The sequence below is a fragment of the Terasakiella sp. 4MB5A genome, assembly GCF_050058155.1.
Taxonomy (GTDB): domain Bacteria; phylum Pseudomonadota; class Alphaproteobacteria; order Rhodospirillales; family Terasakiellaceae; genus Terasakiella; species Terasakiella halodenitrificans.
The window spans coordinates 1664213-1683814 of sequence record NZ_CP188815.1; the positions used below are offsets into that span (position 1 = coordinate 1664213).

At 47.4% G+C, this 19602-nt stretch carries 20 protein-coding genes; 11 read left to right on the top strand and 9 right to left on the bottom strand.

The window, feature by feature from the left end; all coding sequences use genetic code 11:
* Position 1: 1 nt before the first annotated feature.
* The 6 genes from ACI0FF_RS07705 to ACI0FF_RS07730 all read left to right on the top strand — a co-directional run bounded on the left by ACI0FF_RS07705 (position 2) and on the right by ACI0FF_RS07730 (position 5397).
* On the top strand, positions 2-316 hold the full coding sequence (locus ACI0FF_RS07705; RefSeq protein ID WP_419799526.1) for a DUF1244 domain-containing protein: 315 nt from the start codon (positions 2-4) through the stop codon (positions 314-316).
* A gap of 2 nt (positions 317-318) precedes the next feature.
* Entirely contained in the window at positions 319-1350 is a 1032-nt protein-coding gene (locus ACI0FF_RS07710) for an NUDIX hydrolase (RefSeq protein ID WP_419799527.1), read from the top strand.
* 224 nt (positions 1351-1574) lie between these two features.
* Positions 1575-2594 carry a quinolinate synthase NadA gene (nadA, locus tag ACI0FF_RS07715; protein ID WP_419799528.1) on the top strand — a complete coding sequence of 340 codons (1020 nt, stop codon included), beginning with the start codon at positions 1575-1577 and terminating at the stop codon, positions 2592-2594.
* A gap of 14 nt (positions 2595-2608) precedes the next feature.
* Complete coding sequence (locus ACI0FF_RS07720; RefSeq protein WP_419799529.1) at positions 2609-4189, top strand: L-aspartate oxidase; 1581 nt, start codon at positions 2609-2611, stop codon at positions 4187-4189.
* Positions 4171-5031, top strand: a complete 861-nt coding sequence (nadC, locus tag ACI0FF_RS07725) for a carboxylating nicotinate-nucleotide diphosphorylase (protein WP_419799530.1) — start codon at positions 4171-4173, stop codon at positions 5029-5031. Before ACI0FF_RS07720 ends, nadC begins: the two co-directional genes overlap by 19 nt.
* A gap of 66 nt (positions 5032-5097) precedes the next feature.
* Positions 5098-5397 carry a rhodanese-like domain-containing protein gene (locus tag ACI0FF_RS07730; protein WP_419799531.1) on the top strand — a complete coding sequence of 100 codons (300 nt, stop codon included), beginning with the start codon at positions 5098-5100 and terminating at the stop codon, positions 5395-5397.
* On the opposite strand, the gene ACI0FF_RS07735 is transcribed toward ACI0FF_RS07730, so the two are convergent.
* Genes ACI0FF_RS07735 through ACI0FF_RS07745 form a run of 3 tightly spaced genes read right to left on the bottom strand, consistent with a single transcriptional unit; the run spans position 5398 to position 7273 of the window.
* Positions 5398-6432 carry a threonine aldolase family protein gene (locus ACI0FF_RS07735; RefSeq protein WP_419799532.1) on the bottom strand — a complete coding sequence of 345 codons (1035 nt, stop codon included), beginning with the start codon at positions 6430-6432 and terminating at the stop codon, positions 5398-5400.
* A gap of 26 nt (positions 6433-6458) precedes the next feature.
* Complete coding sequence (locus ACI0FF_RS07740; protein ID WP_419799533.1) at positions 6459-6851, bottom strand: Mov34/MPN/PAD-1 family protein; 393 nt, start codon at positions 6849-6851, stop codon at positions 6459-6461.
* Entirely contained in the window at positions 6848-7273 is a 426-nt protein-coding gene (locus ACI0FF_RS07745) for a hypothetical protein (RefSeq protein WP_419799534.1), read from the bottom strand. The genes ACI0FF_RS07740 and ACI0FF_RS07745 overlap by 4 nt, the downstream gene beginning before the upstream one ends.
* Positions 7274-7299: 26 nt before the next feature.
* Here ACI0FF_RS07745 and ACI0FF_RS07750 point away from each other — a divergent pair, with 26 nt between their 5' ends.
* Positions 7300-8265, top strand: coding sequence for an RluA family pseudouridine synthase (locus ACI0FF_RS07750; RefSeq protein ID WP_419799535.1), 966 nt, complete (start codon positions 7300-7302; stop codon positions 8263-8265).
* Between the two features lie 134 nt (positions 8266-8399).
* A complete protein-coding gene (rpoH, locus tag ACI0FF_RS07755; protein ID WP_419799536.1) occupies positions 8400-9305 on the top strand; it encodes an RNA polymerase sigma factor RpoH in 906 nt (301 codons plus the stop codon).
* A 61-nt stretch (positions 9306-9366) separates the two neighbouring features.
* Here the strand turns inward: rpoH and ACI0FF_RS07760 are convergent, their stop codons facing one another.
* The 4 genes from ACI0FF_RS07760 to ACI0FF_RS07775 all read right to left on the bottom strand — a co-directional run bounded on the left by ACI0FF_RS07760 (position 9367) and on the right by ACI0FF_RS07775 (position 14645).
* Positions 9367-9930: an acyl-CoA synthetase gene (locus ACI0FF_RS07760; protein WP_419799537.1), complete on the bottom strand. Its 564-nt coding sequence runs from the start codon at positions 9928-9930 to the stop codon at positions 9367-9369.
* 11 nt (positions 9931-9941) lie between these two features.
* Positions 9942-11993, bottom strand: coding sequence for a hypothetical protein (locus tag ACI0FF_RS07765; RefSeq protein WP_419799538.1), 2052 nt, complete (start codon positions 11991-11993; stop codon positions 9942-9944).
* 195 nt (positions 11994-12188) lie between these two features.
* A complete protein-coding gene (locus ACI0FF_RS07770) occupies positions 12189-13481 on the bottom strand; it encodes an adenylosuccinate synthase (RefSeq protein ID WP_419799539.1) in 1293 nt (430 codons plus the stop codon).
* Between the two features lie 30 nt (positions 13482-13511).
* Positions 13512-14645, bottom strand: a complete 1134-nt coding sequence (locus ACI0FF_RS07775) for an ATP phosphoribosyltransferase regulatory subunit (protein WP_419799540.1) — start codon at positions 14643-14645, stop codon at positions 13512-13514.
* Positions 14646-14994: 349 nt separating this feature from the next.
* Here ACI0FF_RS07775 and ACI0FF_RS07780 point away from each other — a divergent pair, with 349 nt between their 5' ends.
* Both ACI0FF_RS07780 and ACI0FF_RS07785 read left to right on the top strand, forming a co-directional pair.
* Complete coding sequence (locus ACI0FF_RS07780) at positions 14995-15993, top strand: NAD(P)H-quinone oxidoreductase (RefSeq protein WP_419799541.1); 999 nt, start codon at positions 14995-14997, stop codon at positions 15991-15993.
* A 118-nt stretch (positions 15994-16111) separates the two neighbouring features.
* Complete coding sequence (locus tag ACI0FF_RS07785; RefSeq protein WP_419799542.1) at positions 16112-16696, top strand: DUF1013 domain-containing protein; 585 nt, start codon at positions 16112-16114, stop codon at positions 16694-16696.
* Between the two features lie 233 nt (positions 16697-16929).
* Here ACI0FF_RS07785 and ACI0FF_RS07790 read toward each other — a convergent pair whose 3' ends face one another.
* Positions 16930-17361: a hypothetical protein gene (locus ACI0FF_RS07790; RefSeq protein ID WP_419799543.1), complete on the bottom strand. Its 432-nt coding sequence runs from the start codon at positions 17359-17361 to the stop codon at positions 16930-16932.
* Between the two features lie 251 nt (positions 17362-17612).
* Here ACI0FF_RS07790 and ACI0FF_RS07795 point away from each other — a divergent pair.
* A protein-coding gene (locus ACI0FF_RS07795; RefSeq protein WP_419796873.1) for an IS5 family transposase occupies positions 17613-18391 on the top strand; the annotation gives its coding sequence in 2 pieces (ribosomal slippage) (positions 17613-17934 and positions 17934-18391; 780 coding nt in all).
* 74 nt (positions 18392-18465) lie between these two features.
* On the opposite strand, the gene rffA is transcribed toward ACI0FF_RS07795, so the two are convergent.
* Positions 18466-19590 (bottom strand): dTDP-4-amino-4,6-dideoxygalactose transaminase, encoded by a 1125-nt coding sequence (gene rffA / locus ACI0FF_RS07800; protein ID WP_419799544.1) that lies wholly within the window; start codon positions 19588-19590, stop codon positions 18466-18468.
* Positions 19591-19602: the final 12 nt, after the last annotated feature.

Consider the following 19602-nt stretch of genomic DNA (forward strand, 5'->3'; position numbering starts at 1 on the left):
TATGGACGATCAAACACGTCTGGAACTGGAGGCCGCCGCCTTTCGTGGACTGGTGGCACATCTGCAAAAACGCAGTGATGTTCAGAATATCGATATTATGAATTTAGCGGGTTTTTGTCGAAACTGTTTGGCAAAATGGTATAAAGCTGCGGCAAATGAACGCGATGTTGCCTTGTCGATGGATGATGCAAAAGAGGTTGTCTACGGCATGCCATATGAGGCGTACAAAGCTAAATATCAGGAAAAGGCAACCCGAGAACAGCTTGAAAAATTTTCAGATACAGCCGGGCATGCGGTGATTGAAGGGTTGGATTAAGGATGAGTGGCTTTTCCGCCAGCAGCATTGAAAATGAAGGCAGCGTTCAAATCGGTTTGACGGCTGTTATTGTTGCGGTGACGGATGCCGAACCGCGTATTCTGGTGGTTCGCCGGGTGGATCACGCTTTGGCCTCAACCGAAGAAGGGGCAGCGCGCCAAGGTGAAGCCTTAAGTGAAAATACGCTGGAAGCCCTGCCATATGGTCCGTTTTATCCGGGACGGCACAGGACGTTGGATATGGGCTTACGTTCCTGGGTGGAAGAACAGGCCGAACTTGACCTTGGATATGTGGAACAACTTTATACCTTTGGGGATCGTGGGCGTGACCCACGCGAACGCGAACTCGGCGGGCGTATTCTCTCCATTGGTTACTTAGCTTTGGCGCAAGAAGCGAAACTCGCCGGAGCCGGGGAGGCCTTATGGCAAAACTGGTATCGTTATTTCCCGTGGGAAGATTGGCGTGATGGGAAGCCGGATATCATTACCCAGGAACTTGAACCCGGTTTGGAAGAATGGGCGGCCAAGGCGGAAAGTCCGTCTGAAATTCGCGAACGATTTGCGCGCATTGATGCTTGTTTTGGCTCCGAAGAAGTCCGTTGGAACGAAGATCGCGTTTTGGAACGTTATGAGTTGCTGTACGAAGCGGGTTTGGTGACAGAAGCAGCGCGTGATCAGGACTTAAAAAAAGGGCCGAACGATCCCAGTCATGCAATGGTTCTGGATCATCGTCGTATTTTGGCAACCGCAATGGGCCGTTTGCGTGGAAAATTGAAATATCGCCCGGTGGTGTTCGAACTCGTCCCGCCAACTTTTACCTTGTTTGAGCTGCAAAAAGCGGTGGAAGCCATTACAGGTAACCTCCTGCATAAACAAAATTTCCGTCGTATGGTGGAAAAAAGTGGTCTGGTGGAAGGCACCGGAAAATTTGAAAGCCGCACAGGGGGGCGCCCTGCAGAAACCTTCCGATATGTACGCGACATTCTGGCTGAACGCTTAACCGCAGGACCCCGCTTACCGGTTGGGCGACGTTAGATTCCTAGCCAATCTCCCTAAAAAAAGATGCAGTTTGTCAAAAAACTTTCATAAAGATATTCAATGTATTCAATTAGATAGTCTCTTTAGAGTTGTAAAAGGGCAGAAAAATCTTGACCCTTTGTAGAAGCAGTCCTAACTTATGCTCAAATGGAGGTTAACGTTTCAGCCTCCGAAAATTTTTAAAAGATATATGCTCAACTTGAGCATAAGGAGCCTTGAAAATGACTGCCTTAGCCCAACGGGTAAATGATGATTTTGAATATACCGCCGATGTTGCCGCGCGTATGGCGCCGGTTTATGAGCGTGTGAAAGGCCATATTACCGCTGAAGAATGGCCGGTTATTGCCCCGTATGTGGATGAAATCCTACGCCTGAAAAAAGAACGCAACGCTGTCATTTTGGCGCACAACTATCAAACACGTGATATTTTCCACTGTGTGTCTGATATTGTGGGGGACTCATTGGCCTTGGCGGTTAAGGCAAAAGAAGTTGATGCCGATGTCATGGTCGTCTGTGGTGTGCATTTTATGGCGGAAACAGCCAAACTGTTAAACCCGTCTAAAAAGGTTTTAATCCCGGACCCGGAAGCAGGCTGTTCGCTGGCAGAGTCCATTACAGGCGCCGATGTGCGCAAACTGAAAGCGGATAACCCGGGTGTTCCAGTTTGTACCTATGTGAATACCTCTGCCGAAGTAAAGGCGGAAGTCGATATCTGTTGTACCTCAGCCAATGCCAAAAAGATTGTTGAATCTTTGGGAAGCGACAAAGTTTTGCTGATCCCGGATGAGTTTCTGGCGCAAAACGTTGCCAAAACAACGGATGTCGAAATTTTGACATGGGCAGGGCGTTGTGAAGTTCACGAGCTTTATAAAAAAGAAGATATCGAACAGATTAAAAAAGATCACCCGGAATGTGTCGTTCTGGCTCACCCAGAATGCCCACCGGATGTTTTGGATGCGGCTGATTTTTCAGGGTCCACCACAGGGATGGCAGATTTTGTAAAAGAGAAAAAGCCGGAGCTGGTTGCCCTGATTACAGAATGTTCCATGAGTGATAATATTCGTGCGGACTGTCCGGACAGTGAATTTATTATGTCCTGTTCTATGTGTCCGCATATGAAAAAAATCACCTTGCAGAAAATTGTTGATTGTTTGCGTGATTTATCCAACGAAGTCCATGTGGATGAAGCGATGGCCGCACCTGCGCGTGCATCGATCGAGGCAATGATCGCGGCGAGCTAATAGAAAGCAGTGCGATGAAAAGCATGAAAACAGATGTGTTGATCATTGGGGCCGGTGCTGCCGGTCTGGTTAGTGCGTTAGAGCTGGCAGGGTTGGACGTCACTGTTTTGGCCAAAGCACCTGTTGGCGAAGGGTCCAGCAGTTCGTGGGCGCAAGGCGGTATTGCGGCGGCTGTCGGCGAAGATGACCATCCCAAAGAGCATCTGAAAGATACGCTGGATGTTGGGGTTGATCTGTCGTGTGATAAGGCTGCACGCATTATCACTCACGAAGGGCCGGAATTGATTGAGGCCCTGATTGCGTGGGGGGTCAATTTTGATCGGGACGCAGAAGGCAAGCTGAGCCTGGGGCGCGAAGCGGCGCATTCTTTCCGCCGTATTTTACATGCACAAGGCGATAGCACGGGTAAAGAAATTATGCGTGCCCTTGGTCAAGCTGTGTCGCATACGCAAAACATCCACGTCATGCAAGATTTTACCGCACATGAATTGATTGTTGAAAATGCCTGTGTCAAAGGGGCGTTTGCCAAGGGTAAGGATGGTTCTGATCTGGCCATTACCGCCAAAGCAACCGTTTTAGCAACAGGTGGAATTGGCAGTTTGTTTGCTTATACGACCAATCCGGCAGAGTCCGGCGGCGAAGGTATTGCGATGGCGGCACGTGCCTGCGCGCGCTTGGCTGATCTGGAATTTGTGCAATTTCACCCCACGGCTATTGATGTTGGCGTAACGCCCATGCCCTTGGCAACCGAAGCTTTGCGTGGTGAAGGGGCACATTTGATTGATGCCCGAGGTGTGCGTTTTATGCCATCAGTTCACCCCGATGCGGAACTGGCCCCACGTGATGTGGTTGCCCGCGCCATTTGGCGCCGTGTGAAAGCGGGGGAGAAAGTCTTTCTTGATGCGCGGGAAGCGGTTGGGGATGAATTTCCAACACGGTTCCCCACCGTTTGGGGATATTGTCAGGATGCCGGGCTAGACCCGCGTGTTCAACCGATCCCGATTACACCAGCGGCCCATTATCATATGGGCGGGGTGGACGTGACACTAGACGGGCAAACCAGCATCCAAGGATTGTGGGCTGTAGGCGAAGTTGCCTGCACCGGTGTGCATGGCGCCAACCGATTGGCGAGCAATTCCTTGTTGGAAGCAGTCGTTTTTGGTCGTCGGGCAGCGCAGGATATTCTGGAAAATCTGGACAATGAACCATTGGCTAACCTGCCCGCACTCGGCCTGACAGGCGGGATTGATCTGGGACCACAATTGGCAAACCTAATGTATGCAGCCTGTGGTGTGGAACGTAATGAAGCCAGCTTGTTTGACGCGCTCAGTCAGATTGTGGAATGGGAACAGAAATCTGAACTTTATTGCCCGGAATTTTGCAACCGTTTGATCAGTGCTAAAATGATTTTGGTCTGTGCGCTGGAACGTTGTGAGAGCCGGGGCGGTCATTTCAGAAGTGATTATCCGGAAACGGACGAGAAACAGGCAACACGCAGCAAAACAACCTTGCGTGAAGTCGATGCATTTATAAGGGGCCTCAATATTGGGGCTGATATTCAAGGGACAGTAAACACATGTCAGACGCCGGCGTAAAAGTAGAACCGCTTTCTCCCATTTTGATCGAACCTGCGGTGCGTAATGCACTGGCTGAGGATTTGGGCCGTGGGGGTGATTTGACAACCGATATTGTTATTGATGATGATGCGTGGGTGAAGGCCTCTATCAATGCGCGTCAGGTCGGTGCGTTATCCGGTATCGATATCGCGGAAATGACATTTGCCTTGTTGGACCCGCGTGTGGATATGGAAGTCTATATTGCCGATGGTGGTCGTGTGGCCCCCGGTGATACGGTTGCGGTGCTGGAAGGCCCCGCACGTGCCATCCTGACAGGCGAACGTGTCGCGTTAAACTATATGGGGCATCTGTCCGGTATTGCGTCGGAAACACGCAAGATCGTTGATGCGGTCGCGGGAACCAAGGCGCGTATTACCTGTACACGTAAAACCACGCCGGGGTTGCGGGCCTTTGAAAAATATGCCGTGCGTTGTGGCGGGGGCTTTAATCACCGTTTTGGTCTGGATGACGGTCTAATGATTAAGGACAATCACATTGCGGCTTGTGGCGGTATTACCCAAGCGATTGAACGGGCAAAAAGCAAAGTCGGCCATATGGTGAAAATTGAATTGGAAGTTGACAACCTTAATCAGCTTGAAGAAGGTTTAAAGGCGGGTGCCGATGTTATTTTGTTGGATAACATGGGACCGGACCTGTTGAAAGAAGCCGTCAAGATGATTGATGGTCGCGCTGTGGCCGAAGCGTCCGGCGGGGTGACATTGGAAACAGCACCCGCGATTGCGGCCAGTGGGGTGGATGTTATTTCAGTGGGTTGGTTGACCCATAGTGCGCCTTGTTTGGATTTAGGGCTTGATTTTTAGTTGAACTCTTCAAAATTAGAAGATATGTCTGCGGAAAATTTTTAATATTATAAAAAGGTCAACTAAATGCTGCCATATGAAATTAATGTCGCAACCCTGAAAGAATATCGGGAAACCGGGCTGGATCATATTGTTCTGGATGTACGTGAACCGGCGGAAACCGCCTCTCATGCCTTTGACGGGGCATTGGAAATCCCAATGCATGAAATCCCACAGAACCTTGATAAAATCCCGGAAGATAAAACCGTTGTCGTCCTGTGCCACATTGGCGGACGTTCCATGCAGGTTACAGGTTTCTTGCGCCAGCAAGGTTATGAAAATGTAACCAATCTGCGCGGTGGTATCGATGCTTGGTCGCGGAGTTAATTATTCTGTTTGGGCATTCAGGGCGGTTTGAATAAAACCGTCCACGTCTTGTTCATTCGTATTGAAAGACGTCACAAGGCGGATGACTGGGCAATGGGCATCATGCCAGCGATAGAAGGCATATCCGGCTGTTTCCAGTTTCTGCAAGATAGGTTCTGGCATGCTGATAAAAATTTCGTTGGCTTCGACCGGATAGTATAGTTCGCTTCCAACAACGCCTCCCAGGCCTTTGGCCATTTTTTGCGCCATCGTATTGGCATGGGTGGCATTTTTTAGCCAAAGATCATTTTCCAGATAGGCATCCCATTGGGCTGCAATAAAACGCATTTTGGATTGTAATTGTCCAGCACGTTTGCGTTTATAACCAATCGACTTACCGATTTTGTCATTAAAGAAAACGACGGCCTCGGCATTCATGGTGCCATTTTTGGTGGAACCGAAGCTGAGAACATCAACACCAGCTTTCCATGTCATTTCAGCAGGGCTGCACCCTAGGGTGTTTAGCGCATTGGCAAAACGCGCACCGTCCATATGTAAATAAAGGCCATATTCTTTGGCAACATGGCTGAGGTGATGAATTTCGCCGGGGCCGTATACTGTTCCTGCTTCTGAGGCTTGTGAGATACTAATGGCCGCAGGTTGGGTATGGTGAACGGCATCATCAGTTGCAGAAAGTGCAGCTTCGACTTCGCCTTGATGGAGTTTGCCGTTGGGGCCGGGCAGGGTGACAAGTTTTGCACCACTTGTATAAAATTCAGGTGCGCCGCATTCATCACAATTGATATGGGCATCCTTGTGACAATAAATACTGCCATAGGAGGGGGAAATCGCACCAAGGGCCAAGGCGTTGGCGGCAGTTCCTGTTGTGACCAGATAAACAGAGGTTTCGCATTCAAAAAGATCGTTGAAACGTTGTTCGACCTTTTTCGTCAGCGCATCTGCACCATAGGGCATCGCCGTATCGACATTGGCTTTTGCGAGCGCATCGATTATTTCTGGGGAGACACCTGCCGTATTATCGCTGCAAAAGTTCATTTCACCCATCCTTCATTTGGCTGTTCTTAGTCTAGATTAACCTGAATGGGGATCTCTTTAAAGTCTTGTTTTGCCTCAATAAAGCGGAAAGCCTTTATTTCTTCCAAAGTTAGGATTACCCAGATGAGTTCGGGTTCATAAACCATCGATTTATCGGTTTTAGACGGGTAAGGCGACCCTGTGGGGTGGGAATGATAAATGCCGAGGATGTTACGCTCCCCCGTTTGTGCAATTAGATCAAATCGAACCTTTGCATCAATTTCAAAGGTTTTGGTTTTGTCCCCGGTACTGACGTTGGTGGCGGGATGAACAGCATGAACCTGATCGTGAGTCCCGCTGAGCAGGCCGCAACATTCCTCTGGATAGGCGTTGCGTGCCTGTTCAAACAGTTGGTTTATTTGAGGTCGTGTAAAGATCATTCCGCTGGAGCGAGAGATAGACCACCCAGCTTGGCACCGCTGTTGATATCTAAAATCATCAAGCGGTTCATACCTTGTTCGTTGATCATACGTAAAACAAGACGTTGAGAATCCATATCTGTTTCTACGATTTTATAGCCTTTTGGGATTTCCAGACGCATATCGCCAAATGCTTTTGCAGGTGTTTGGGTCAAAGGTGTGGGTGTTACTTCTGTGGTTGATGTCGTGTCTTTTTTCTTGCCAACCAGCGGGACTTCCACCTCTTTTAAGGCTTGTTCCAGTTCCGGTACTTCTGTGGCAAGGTCAAAAAATTTAAAATCAGGGTTGTCTGACTTCTGTATTAGGCCGTAAACCAAAGCAATCATACCGAGGATAATCAGAATTCCCATGCCGACGACGGCAGAAACGAGTACAGTTCTCATAAATTTTAACTCTAGCTTTGGTGACAATGAGCGATACATTCACAGTAATAGCCCGCGATGAAGATCAAGGGATTCGTCTGGATAAACTTCTATCCTTTGGCGATAGCGGCTTATCACGATCTCGACTGAAAGCCTTGATTGAAGGCGGGTCCGTTTTCTGTGCGGGGCAGACCATAACCGACCCGTCGGTTCGGGTCAAACCCGGACAACAGTTTTTTATCGAAATTCCCGAAGCAGAGGACTACGAACCACAAGCCGAAAACATTGCGCTTGAGATTGTCTATGAAGATGATGATTTGTTGGTGATTAATAAACCCGCAGGTATGGTGGTGCATCCGGCGGCGGGCAATTACACCGGAACCCTTGTAAATGCATTGCTTTATCATTGTGCAGGTAGCCTGTCCGGTATTGGTGGGGTGAAACGTCCGGGGATTGTTCATCGCCTTGACAAAGAAACCAGCGGCTTGATGGTGGTTGCGAAAAATGATATCGCCCATGTCTCTTTATCAGAACAATTTGCAGCCCATTCTTTGGAACGGGCTTATCAAGCAGTTGTTTGGGGGGTACCGAATCCAAAAGAAGGACGAATTGAAGGGAATATCGGTCGTAGTCCGCAAAATCGTAAAAAAATGGCAATTGTAAAATCAGGGGGCAAGACGGCTGTGACCAATTACCGCTATATGAAAGCGGTTGGCACCTTTGCCTCGTTGGTTGAGTGTCGTTTGGAAACGGGAAGAACGCACCAAATACGGGTGCATATGTCAGAGCAAGGTAACACCGTTGTTGGGGATGCCTTGTATGGGCGCACGCCGTCGCGTGTGTTGCGCATGCTCAGTAGCGAACAAAAGGCGGAATTCAGCCAATTTACTCGCCATGCTTTACACGCATATATTATAGGGTTTTTGCACCCGCGAACAAAAGAGTTTCTTCGGTTTGAAAATAATTTACCTATTGAAATTAATGTCTTATGCGAAATTCTCAAAAAAATATAAAAATGTTATATACCTGAGTATCTGAGTTAGGTACTATAAAAGGTGAAGGGGATTTAAATTCTGAGGAGGGCATCCATGACGGATAGTTCTGCCGAACTGTCCGTGTAACCCATATCCGACAAGGGGGATGGCACATGGCGACAAATACCTTTGGACTTTCTTTTACACCCGAAAGTAATCTTTCGCGTTATCTGAGTGAAATTCGAAAATTCCCGATGCTGAGCGTCGAGGAAGAGTATAGCCTTGCTGTAAGCTGGCAAGAGCGAGAAGATCATGAAGCTGCTCACAAGCTCGTAACCAGCCATCTGCGCCTTGTTGCGAAAATCGCAATGGGGTATCGCGGTTATGGCCTGCCGGTTGGTGAATTGATTTCAGAAGGCAATGTGGGAATGATGCAAGCTGTAAAACGGTTTGACCCGGAACGTGGTTTCCGTTTGGCGACCTATGCCATGTGGTGGATACGGGCCTCTATCCAAGAATATATTCTGCATTCCTGGTCTTTGGTTAAAATGGGAACAACCGCAGCCCAGAAAAAATTGTTTTTCAATTTGCGCAAATTGAAAGGCCAAATGCAGGCCATTGAAGAGGGAGACCTTCACCCTGAACATGTTTCTAAAATTTCTAAGAAACTGGATGTTCCGGAAGAAGAAGTCATTCAAATGAACCGACGTCTTGCAAGTTCGGATCATAGCCTGAATTCCCCTTTACGTATGGATGGCGAAGGTGAGTGGATTGATTGGTTAGTGGACGAAAAAAGCAATCAGGAAAAAGAACTGGCACAAAAAGAAGAACTGGATAACCGACGCTTCATGCTTGAAGCAGGTTTGAAAGTTTTGAATGAGAGAGAGCGACATATTTTGCAAGAACGCCGATTGAAAGACCGCCCAACGACGTTGGAGGATCTTTCGCAGGAATATGGTGTTTCGCGTGAACGTATCCGTCAAATCGAAGTGCGTGCTTTTGAAAAACTACAAAAATCAATGAAGAATGCGATGATTGAACAACGCATGCATGAAAAAGAAATGCGTGAAAATTTCTAACCTGTTATGTTTTAGAGAGCGATAAGAAGAAAGCACCAATCATATGAGAGGTGCTTTTTCTTTATTTTTTTGCTCGATCTGCTTTAGGGGCACTGGGGGCCGCGCCCGGTGCATTTGGTTCTTTTGCTTCACTTTCTTCCATCGGATCATCTTCAAGGTTTGCAACGGCATTGCCCCATTCGGCCAGTAATTTTTTTTGATTGCCCCGCAGAATTGACACGCGCCGTTGGGCAATGAAAGTCATAACTGTGGTGACAATCGGTGGTGTAACGATAAATAAAACCCAGCCGACTGCGGCAGATCCATACATGGTGAAGAGGGAGAAAACATCGGTCAGGCTGTCAATAGCAACCGACATGCTGTTACTGCCCATCCACAGGTCCAATAGATAAGGGAAGACGCCAGCCAAGTTCATGGCGAGCACGCTGATAAAGGCAAAGCGTTGTGCGGACCGATCAATCAGGACAGCGACAAAAGTCGGAAGCATGCCAAAGACGACCAAAACCAAGGACGCCATTGAAACCAGCATCAGGATGAGGGCGGCAAACAGCGCCATCATGCCTAAGAGCATAAGGCCGCCACCACCTTTTTTGGGAGGAACTTTTCTAAGTGGTTTTTTTGCCATTTTGTTCGTGCCTACCAGAGTTTACCCAAAAAGGTGACTGTGATGATGAGAAGGGCAATAACAATGGATGTCATTGCTGCGGCTTGCTCTCCGATCCGACTGGAATTTTTTTGCAAGGTGTTGGAACCGTCTTCTATATCTTTAATTTCATTTTCAGCCTCTTCAAATTCCTGACAGGCATCTTTGAAATCCATGTGGTCTTGCGCGCGTTGTTCGGCATTATCCAGCAAATTAAACAAATCTGCCAAGTTGCCTTTACGGATTAACTTTGGGACTTCTTTTTCTATCTCTTCGCGAATTGATTTGCTGTGATAGGCTTTGATCGCAGGTCCCATATGGGCACCGACCCAACTTGTAAAACCAAGTAATGGTCCTGATTTTGTACGCCATTGGACAAGCGCGAGTAGACTTAACATACCTAATGTCGCAATTTCTTCACGCTCATCTCCAACAGCTTTGACATGAGGGTCAATATTCTGATTCAGACGGGCGGCAATGAAAGCAACAATATGTCGATCAATTGGTTTGCGCTTTTTATCAATTTTTGCTGAAATTCTTTCCAGCGCAGGCATAAGTTCTTTAATTGTTGTGACGTATTCCTCAACGATCAAAGGACTTTGGCAAGGAAGAGTTGGGTTGGTTTCATAAAGACAACGTTCAATCCCGTAACCGATTTTACGTTCCTGCACAAAATCCAGCAATTGATCGAAGTTTTTCTCAAGGGCGACATAAACCGGGTTATAGGTATCTTGGGCATCAAACCAGGCGCGTGGCAAGCCACGCGAGATCACTTCAACCGGTGTATTGGCATTGCCTTTTTGAAGAATAGAATGGGCAAGTGTGGTGCCGAACCCATCGGGCATAAACCAGCAATCTTTGTAGCGCACAGGTAGGGATGGATCCAGAACGATACCGATCCGTGCGGCAATTAAGTCTTTGTCGCCAGCTTGATTTTGCGCCATATGAATCGCGTTGGAGGCCGCCGAAGATAAATCTGAATTTTCCAGGTCACGCTTCAGCCATGTTTCGAGAAGATTATCTTTTACAAGACGGTCAACCTGTGACGGCATACGCGACACGGCCAAGGATAATGTTCTGGTGTTGAAATGTTCGCGTCCGGCATAATCAATATAACGTTTGGCTTTTGGCGCGGATTTTTTCTGAATGGGAGTTAAACGCCGGCCATTGATCCACAGGTCCAGTTGTTCCAGACTCCAGCGTTCATGTTCATCATCAGATAAAAGCCCGCGTAAACATTCCACCATATTTGCCGGAATTGGTTCTTGTGCCACCAAGGTGGTGTAAGAGCCTTCAATCATCTTTGCATAGAGAATTTCATCATCAGTGCGTAAATGGGGAACGGGATTGCCACCGGCCAAGGCGAACATGATGGATACCCCAAGGGCGTACATATCATCACTTACATCTCCAGCCCCGCGTCCCGCCGGTGGTGCAGCACCGCGTTCCAGCGTTTCAAATAAAATGGGTTGGTCGTATCCGGCAGGAACCGTGGCGCAATCCCCCAGGACAAGCCGTTCCATTGACCCATCCATAAAAAACAGGTTGGACGGGCGGATTTGCCGATGTGATACCCCGCGTGACGAGAGTTCCATCAAGCCGTGGCAAAGCGGTTCAATGATTTTGCGAACCATTTCATGTTGGTTGATTTTACCAAGATGATCCAGCAGTCGCCCACCATTTGGACGCTCGTAAATGACAGCGATGGTGCGTTGATTGACCAAGGGCCATGAAACCACCCCCCATTCAACAAGGCCCATTGCGCCGCGAATGTTGGCGCCTTTTAGGATTTCTAAAACGCCTGTTCTAGCCCCCAAAAAAGGCGGGCAGATTAAGGCGAAGAGTTTACGTTCACTGTTGCGTTTATCTTCGGCAACATAAGCGCGCGCGGATGGGGTGGAAAGTTCCGGGATAGGTGAACCGGGCAGAATATTGAAACGATCCAACGTCACAGGGGGAATAGGTTTTGCCTTTTCCTTCGGTGCAGCGGCACTGGGGGCTGCATTTGGTGCAGCTTGTGCGTCGGGTTTATCCTGTTCGGCCATAAATGGGTCTTTTCTCTATGCGCGTGGGCTTTATGTCTTGTTTCGACTAACACTGCGCTATGGTAGCCGAAAAGAAAATAGAAATCACATAAATGTTAAAAGACAAACAGTTAAAAGGGAGTGAAAAAAATAAAAAAAATACCCTGATCCAAAGAACAGGGTATTTTTAAGAACTATTTTAGTCCGTTCTATGGATCAACCACCAAACGGGTCTGTTACCAAAATTGTATCGTCACGTTCCGGGCTTGTAGAACAGACAGCAACCGGAGCTTCAATCAATTCTTCGACACGTTTGACGTACTTCACGCATGTCGCGGGTAGATCGCCCCAGCTACGCGCGCCTTCTGTGCTTTCTTTCCAGCCTTCCATAACTTCATAGACGGGGACGACGCGGGCTTGTTCTGCCGGGTTTGACGGCAGGTGTTTGATAACTTTGCCATCCAGTTCATAGCCGGTGCAGATTTTCAATTCATCCATACCGTCCAAGACATCCAGTTTGGTCAAGGCAATGCCGCTGATACCGTTGACTTTAACAGCTTGGCGAACCAGAACGGCATCGAACCAGCCGCAACGGCGTTGACGACCTGTGACGGTCCCAAATTCATGACCACGTTCCCCCAGACCTTGACCAACTTCGTCGAGCAATTCTGTCGGGAAGGGGCCGGACCCCACACGTGTTGTATAGGCTTTTGTAATGCCGAGGATATAGTTCAAAGACCCAGGGCCCATGCCAGAACCCGCAGAAGCTTGTCCGGCGACAGTGTTGGAAGAGGTTACAAAAGGAACGGTGCCGTGGTCGATATCCAGCAGGGTCCCTTGCGCACCTTCAAACAGGATGCGTTGACCTTTGCTTTTTGCTTCGTCCAGCAATTGCCAAACAATTTTGGAATAAGGCATCAGTGTTGGTGCCATTTCCAAAAGTGGGTTTAAGAGTTCTTCAACGCTGAATTCGTCTTTGCCCAAGCCCCGCAGGATGGCGTTATGATGGGTAAGAAGTTTTTCGATTTTAGCCGGTAAAGTTTCCGGGTCTGCCAAATCGCCAAAACGAATGGCGCGGCGACCGACTTTATCTTCGTAAGCCGGGCCAATGCCGCGACCTGTTGTTCCGATTTTTGCGTTGCCCAGGGCTTCTTCGCGCACATTATCCAGTTGTTGGTGGATGGGCAGGATTAAACAGGCATTTTCGGCAATGGCCAAAGTATCCGGTGTGATTTCTACGCCTTGTCCACGGATCGTATCTATTTCGCGCAAAAGGGCCGCCGGATCGATGACGACACCGTTACCGATGACAGACAGTTTGCCACCGCGCACGATACCAGAGGGCAACAGGCTGAGCTTATATTTCACACCATCGATAACAAGAGTGTGACCAGCGTTGTGACCGCCTTGAAAACGAACGACGACATCGGCACGTTCGCAAAGCCAATCAACGATTTTGCCTTTACCTTCGTCGCCCCACTGGGACCCGATCACTACTACGTTTGTCATTGGTGAAAATCTCCGTCTTGAATACTGCCCTTAACGGGACAGTGCTACGATGTTTCCGTTTAAGAAGATATGACTGCAACCCATGCGCAAGCCTTCGGCTTGTTCGTCTGGAACTTCTTGCAATCCGTTTACGATAATATGTCCATCCGTTCTGAGACGTGCACCTTCTTGTGGTGATGTTGCAAAGGGAAGGAAAACTTTTTCAGGTGTTTTGGGTTTCTCAAGGGCGCGCATCAGGCTGTCGACAAATACGGTAAAACCAGTTGCTGCCTCGCCTGAACCCGCAACATAGCGACCACCACGGCCCAACTCACCACGTGCGCCTTTTGCATAATAGGTATAGGCTACACCTGTATGATATTCATACCCACGGTTTTCCGAGGCATCGATTGTAATGCTCAGATCCGGGGCCTGTGATTTAACCAGTTCATATACATTGATCAGTCGTTCACGTAATTCTTTTGCTTTGCCGCCCAAGTCCAGTTTTTTCAAAATGGTAATGGCATGAGATGCAGGTCCGGCACTGTCTAGCAATTGCGCAAAAAGTTTTGCCGCCACACCGCCCAATGCTTTCACGCTTGCTGCATCCTTGCGATCCAGTGCCATGCGTAAATCTTCGCGGGTCTGTTGGTCCATGTTTAAATCTTCGCAGATTGCCGGGACAAGGGCAGGTAAGCCAAGATCAACGCTGAGATTTTTGACACCGGCTTTGCTTAAGGCTTCATGGGCAAGCAGGATAATTTCGCAATCTGCCGTGTGGGCATCGGACCCGATCAATTCAATCCCGGTTTGGGTGAATTGGCGTTCCGGGCGCAGTTGGGAGCCTTTGACACGTAAAACCTGTCCGGCGTAGCTCAACCGTAAAGGACGCGGTGCATTGATTAGGCGGGTGGTGGCGATACGTTCAACTTGCACGGTCATGTCTGGGCGAATTCCCAACATCCGTTGTGAAACCGGGTCCATTACGCGAAATGTCTGCGCTGAAATTGCCGCACCGCTGCCTTGCAACAGGTTATCTTCAAATTCGATAAGGGGTGGTTTGACACGATCATAGCCCATAGATGCAAAAGTATGCATAAGATGATCGACGACGGATGCTTCATGTTGTGCATCAATTGGTAAAACATCTTCTAGGCCGGTTGGCAGTAAGGCTCTGTCAGTCATATCCCTATCCGCGCGAGTTGAGGGCGCAAAAATTCCAAACGCGGCTTTCTAGCCGGATTCAATGAAAACGGCAACGGTTAAATATTATTTATGTTACGCTGTGTATTGCCCGAGGTGAAATTAATTAGGGCTGCCGTTCTCTATATGGAACTGGCAGCCCCTATTATTATGGCCTCAACCTGTCAAACTTGCCTTTTGTCGGCAGAGGCACTTTAGGCGGGGTAAAAGGGCCCGGTCAAGAAAAATAGTTGCTGCAGCGCAGCAAAAATTGACGTTTGTCAAGGAAACTAAATTATTTTAAAAAGCATGACTGTGTATTTTATTGAACAAAAAATAGGGTCCCAAGGTTATGATCGAACAGACAATGAAGTGTGTGGAAATACGTGAGCCGGGTGGGCCGGATGTTTTGATATTGGCGGAGCGCAATGTTCCCGTTGCAGGGGCTGAGGAGATCCTCGTTAAGGTTGCGTCGGCAGGTGTGAATCGCCCGGATGTCATTCAACGAAAAGGACTTTATCCGCCACCACCAGGGGCGTCTGACCTGTTGGGGTTGGAGATTTCCGGTGAGGTCGTCGCACGGGGTGAAGGTGTTACAAACCTGTCTGTTGGGGATCAAATTTGTGCCCTGACTAACGGGGGGGGCTATGCCCAGTATTGTGTTGTTCCGGCAGAACAGTGTTTACCCATTCCATCCGGTTTAACGATGGAAGAAGCCGCCGCTGTGCCTGAAACTTTTTTTACAGTTTGGTTTAATCTTTATCTTCAGGGGGGATTAAAACCGGGGCAAACTTTGTTGGTACAAGGTGGTTCCAGTGGAATCGGTACAACCGCGATTCAGATGGCAACAGCATTGGGTGTGACTGTCTTTACGACAGCCGGTAGTGATGCAAAATGTCAGGCGTGCCGCGATCTTGGGGCCTCATTGGCGATTAATTATAAGAATAAGGATTTTGTCGACGCTATTAAAGAAGCCACAAATGGAAAAGGCGTGGATATGATTCTCGATATGGTCGGGGGCGATTATATCTCTCGTCACATTAAATGTTTGGCGAAAAAGGGGCGTTTAATCAATATCGCTTATTTGCAGGGCTCTAAGGCAGAAGTGAACTTTATGTCCGTTATGATGAAGCAATTGACGATTACCGGGTCAACGCTTCGCCAACAACCATTGGAAATTAAGAAAGAAATTGCCGGGCAATTGCGTGAAACTGTCTGGCCTTTGATTGAAAGCGGAAAGGTTAAGCCGGTTTTGTTTAAATCATTTGCTATGAAGGATGCATGTGCAGCACATGAATTGATGGAAAGCAGTCAACATATCGGTAAAATCGTCCTGAATGTTGAAAGTTGATCTCTTTCATATGGAAGAAGTTTGACCTGAGCGAAAAGTCCATTATATATAGGGTAACAAATCAATTAGATTGACCTATGTTCAATCAAGATTCTTACTTAAGAAAAGGAATACCAAGATGGCGCTGCCTCTTATGCCCAAGGCGACGGCCGTTTGGCTCGTCGAAAACACAGCCCTGAGCTTTATCCAAATCGCTGATTTTTGTGGTTTGCATGAATTGGAGATCCAAGCCATTGCTGATGGCGATGTCGGTATGGGCATGCAGGGAATGGACCCGATCGCAAATGGTCAGTTGACGCAAGCTGAACTGGATCGTTGTGCAGCTGATCCAAAAGCACGTTTGAAATTGGCGCGTTCAACCAACCCGGTTCCCACAGCCCGTGGGAAAGGTGCACGTTATACGCCTGTTTCCAAACGTCAGGACCGCCCGGACGGAATCGCATGGCTTGTGAAAAACCACCCGGAACTGCAAGATGTGCAAATCTCCAAGTTGTTGGGAACAACCAAGCCGACCATTAAAGCGATTCGTGATAAAACACATTGGAATTCTCCCAATATCACAGCACGCAATCCGGTAACTTTGGGTCTGTGCACCGAAGCAGACTTGGAAAAAGCCGTTATCGTTGCGCGCGCACGTGCCGCTAAACTGGAAAAAGCTGAAGGCAAAGCGGCGGATCAGATTGAGGAAAACACAGAAGATTAATTTGTGTTTTAATCGACACTGTATCGGTTGAATAAAAAATGGGCCACTTGCGGTCAGCCGTTCCAGTGCTTGTTGTTTTAAGTACTGATTTTTATTGATTTTATATATAGAGATCAATGATTAAGGGTGCTTAAGCAAGCAATGATTTACTCAGATATTTGAGTGAAGTATCAGAAAATATAAAAAGACGATTTTCCCAGTATAAATCGTCTTTTTTATTCAATAGCGCGGACTCATTTGAAAGGGTATTCTTTTTTTTGGTCGAGAAAAGATACCCCAAACACCTTCCAACCACTTGAACCTTTTACGAAGTAGCCCTCCAAAATAGTTGGGAGAATGGCGTACTTTGCGACATAGGCCACTTTTTTCAAATCTTCGCCAATGGCTGATTCGTTCCCATAACTGCAGGTCTCGAGCTTCCCATAGAATTTCTTAGCTTGTTCGAAAGCACCTTTAAATGCCAGTTCTTGACTTGCTATTTGAGATTGGCTTTGGACATTTCCAAAATCCATAGCAGAAGTAACCATTTTTGCTCCCTTTGCTTCATCTTTGATGATTTCTTTGCACAAATTATCCATCCATTTACTCGGATCATTTATAGGATCAGCGTTGGCTAGGTTTATATGCGCGAGGGTAAACAGAGAAACAAAAATTAAGAATTTCATTAGGTTTCACCTTACATCTAATAAATGAAAAGATCCATATGAATTCATTCATATAGATATAGATATAGATATAGATATAGATATAGATATAGATATAGAGGGTTATTGTTAGTAAGTCTACACGACTTATTCTTACTTAGGCTCAGGACTCATTGATTGAGGTAGGTCCTGTTGACAAAGTGGGTTCACAAATTGCTTAGAATGTGATTCAAGACTTCTTTTTATGAGGAGAAGTTTATGAGGAGAAGTCTATGCGGAATTTGATGAGCGACGATGAATGGTTATTCTTCGAGCCATTCCTTCATGCCCAAGGGCCAAAATCTGGCCGTCCTCCCTCAAATCACCGCCTCACTCTTGATGGTATTTTTTGGATTGCCCGGACAGGAGCACCTTGGCGTGACCTCCCCAATTACTTCGGTAAATGGTCCTCTGTTTATCGTCAATTCCGCCGCTGGACATTGCTCGGCGTTTGGGATGTTCTACTGGATGCCTTGAACGATGCCAAAGCCGTTCCAGATACAGTGCAAATGATAGATAGCACAATCATCAGAGCCCATCATCAGGCTGCTGGGGCAAAAGGGGGACTCAAAAAGAGGGTCTCGGCCGTTCAAAAGGTGGCTTTACGTCCAAAATACACCTTCGAACAAATGCCGAAGGCTTGCCAATAGCTCTGGAAATCAGCGAAGGCCAAACATCAGATTACAAAGGGTATGCTCCATTGATGGAATGGGGTGGTCCAGATGCCAAGGTTCTATTGGCAGACAAAGGCTACGATGCAAACTCCATTCGGGACGATATGGAGAAACGCGGTGGATACGCCATGATCCCAATGCGGAAAAACCGAAAGGAAATCACTCCCGTTGATGATTTCGTATATGGCTTGAGAAATCAGGTTGAACGCTGCTTCAACAAACTCAAAAATGCTCGCCGGGTTGCAACTCGGTATGACAAGACGATGCTCAGTTTCCTTGGCTTCGTGCAGGTCACATCAATTCGGGTATGGGTAAAATATTTTGTCAACAGGACCTAGAAGATCACAGATGCAGTTATACATATCGTTGAAAAGAACGTATGGGCACAACGGTCATATCGGGTCGTTTGGTATTAAAAGAAATTATTGATTGTGTTTATGACTGTATCTTGCTCAGTTTTAGTCATACCAGCAAACAACGGAAGACGAAGAATCTGTTCCGACTTTTCATCTGTATTGTTCAGTTTGCCAGCATATCGCCCTACTTTTTGTCCCATTGGGGATGTTTGCAAAGGGATATAATGGAAGGGCGCACTGATCTCACATGTACGCAGATGTTCAATCAAACGGGTTCTAACCTCTAAACTTTCTGCAAGTATATAATACATGTGCGCATTGTGACGACAGTTTGAGGGGACAACGGGTCGAGAGATATGTCCTGCTTGTTCCAAGGGAGCGAGCGCTTCGTGATATCGATTCCATATATCCAAGCGCTTGCTTGTGATGAATTCTGCTTTTTCCAGCTGAGCGTATAGAACGGCCGCAATTAATTCGCTGGGTAGATAAGATGAACCAATATCACACCAAGTATATTTGTCGACTTGCCCTCTAAAAAATAAACTGCGGTTTGTTCCTTTTTCCCGGATGATTTCAGCGCGTTCTGCAAAATCAGCATCCCTCAATAATAGGGCCCCCCCTTCACCGGAGATGATGTTTTTTGTTTCATGGAAGGAAAAAGTGCCCATGTCACCAATGGTACCTAACGGTTTATCATTATAAGTCGACATGACCCCTTGGGCAGCATCTTCAATTACATAAAGATTGTGACGCTTTGCGATGTCTAAAATTGTATCCATTTCGCATGCAACACCTGCATAATGCACAGGGACAATTGCTTTAGTTTTTGGTGTGATGGCTTGTTCAATGCAATCTGGGTCAATATTTAAGGTATCAGGGCATATGTCTACGAATACGGGCACAGCACCGCGCAGTACAAAAGCGTTTGCTGTTGAAACAAAGGTATAGGCTGGCATGATAATTTCGTCACCTGGGCAAAGGTCAATTAAAAGTGCCGCCATTTCAAGTGCTGCTGTACAAGAATGAGTAAGAAGCGCCTTGGCTGCCCCGGTATTTGATATAAGCCATGAATGGCATTGTCGCGTAAATGCTCCATCGCCAGAAAGGTGTCCTGCTTCTAAGGCTTGGCTCAAATACTGGATCTCATTGCCGGTTAAATAGGGTTTGTTAAAGGGAATCATTTTTAACCTTCT

Bases quoted from the DNA above. Each gene is read 5' to 3' on its own strand.
- ACI0FF_RS07790 (WP_419799543.1), bottom strand. From the start codon at position 17,361: ATGAAATTCTTAATTTTTGTTTCTCTGTTTACCCTCGCGCATATAAAC.
- ACI0FF_RS07765 (WP_419799538.1), bottom strand. From the start codon at position 11,993: ATGGCCGAACAGGATAAACCCGACGCACAAGCTGCACCAAATGCAGCC.
- rpoH (WP_419799536.1), top strand. From the start codon at position 8,400: ATGGCGACAAATACCTTTGGACTTTCTTTTACACCCGAAAGTAATCTT.
- nadA (WP_419799528.1), top strand. From the start codon at position 1,575: ATGACTGCCTTAGCCCAACGGGTAAATGATGATTTTGAATATACCGCC.
- ACI0FF_RS07770 (WP_419799539.1), bottom strand. From the start codon at position 13,481: ATGACAAACGTAGTAGTGATCGGGTCCCAGTGGGGCGACGAAGGTAAA.
- ACI0FF_RS07745 (WP_419799534.1), bottom strand. From the start codon at position 7,273: ATGAGAACTGTACTCGTTTCTGCCGTCGTCGGCATGGGAATTCTGATT.
- ACI0FF_RS07710 (WP_419799527.1), top strand. From the start codon at position 319: ATGAGTGGCTTTTCCGCCAGCAGCATTGAAAATGAAGGCAGCGTTCAA.
- ACI0FF_RS07760 (WP_419799537.1), bottom strand. From the start codon at position 9,930: ATGGCAAAAAAACCACTTAGAAAAGTTCCTCCCAAAAAAGGTGGTGGC.
- ACI0FF_RS07785 (WP_419799542.1), top strand. From the start codon at position 16,112: ATGGCGCTGCCTCTTATGCCCAAGGCGACGGCCGTTTGGCTCGTCGAA.
- rffA (WP_419799544.1), bottom strand. From the start codon at position 19,590: ATGATTCCCTTTAACAAACCCTATTTAACCGGCAATGAGATCCAGTAT.
- ACI0FF_RS07720 (WP_419799529.1), top strand. From the start codon at position 2,609: ATGAAAAGCATGAAAACAGATGTGTTGATCATTGGGGCCGGTGCTGCC.
- ACI0FF_RS07705 (WP_419799526.1), top strand. From the start codon at position 2: ATGGACGATCAAACACGTCTGGAACTGGAGGCCGCCGCCTTTCGTGGA.
- ACI0FF_RS07780 (WP_419799541.1), top strand. From the start codon at position 14,995: ATGATCGAACAGACAATGAAGTGTGTGGAAATACGTGAGCCGGGTGGG.
- nadC (WP_419799530.1), top strand. From the start codon at position 4,171: ATGTCAGACGCCGGCGTAAAAGTAGAACCGCTTTCTCCCATTTTGATC.
- ACI0FF_RS07775 (WP_419799540.1), bottom strand. From the start codon at position 14,645: ATGACTGACAGAGCCTTACTGCCAACCGGCCTAGAAGATGTTTTACCA.
- ACI0FF_RS07735 (WP_419799532.1), bottom strand. From the start codon at position 6,432: ATGAACTTTTGCAGCGATAATACGGCAGGTGTCTCCCCAGAAATAATC.
- ACI0FF_RS07750 (WP_419799535.1), top strand. From the start codon at position 7,300: ATGAGCGATACATTCACAGTAATAGCCCGCGATGAAGATCAAGGGATT.
- ACI0FF_RS07740 (WP_419799533.1), bottom strand. From the start codon at position 6,851: ATGATCTTTACACGACCTCAAATAAACCAACTGTTTGAACAGGCACGC.
- ACI0FF_RS07730 (WP_419799531.1), top strand. From the start codon at position 5,098: ATGCTGCCATATGAAATTAATGTCGCAACCCTGAAAGAATATCGGGAA.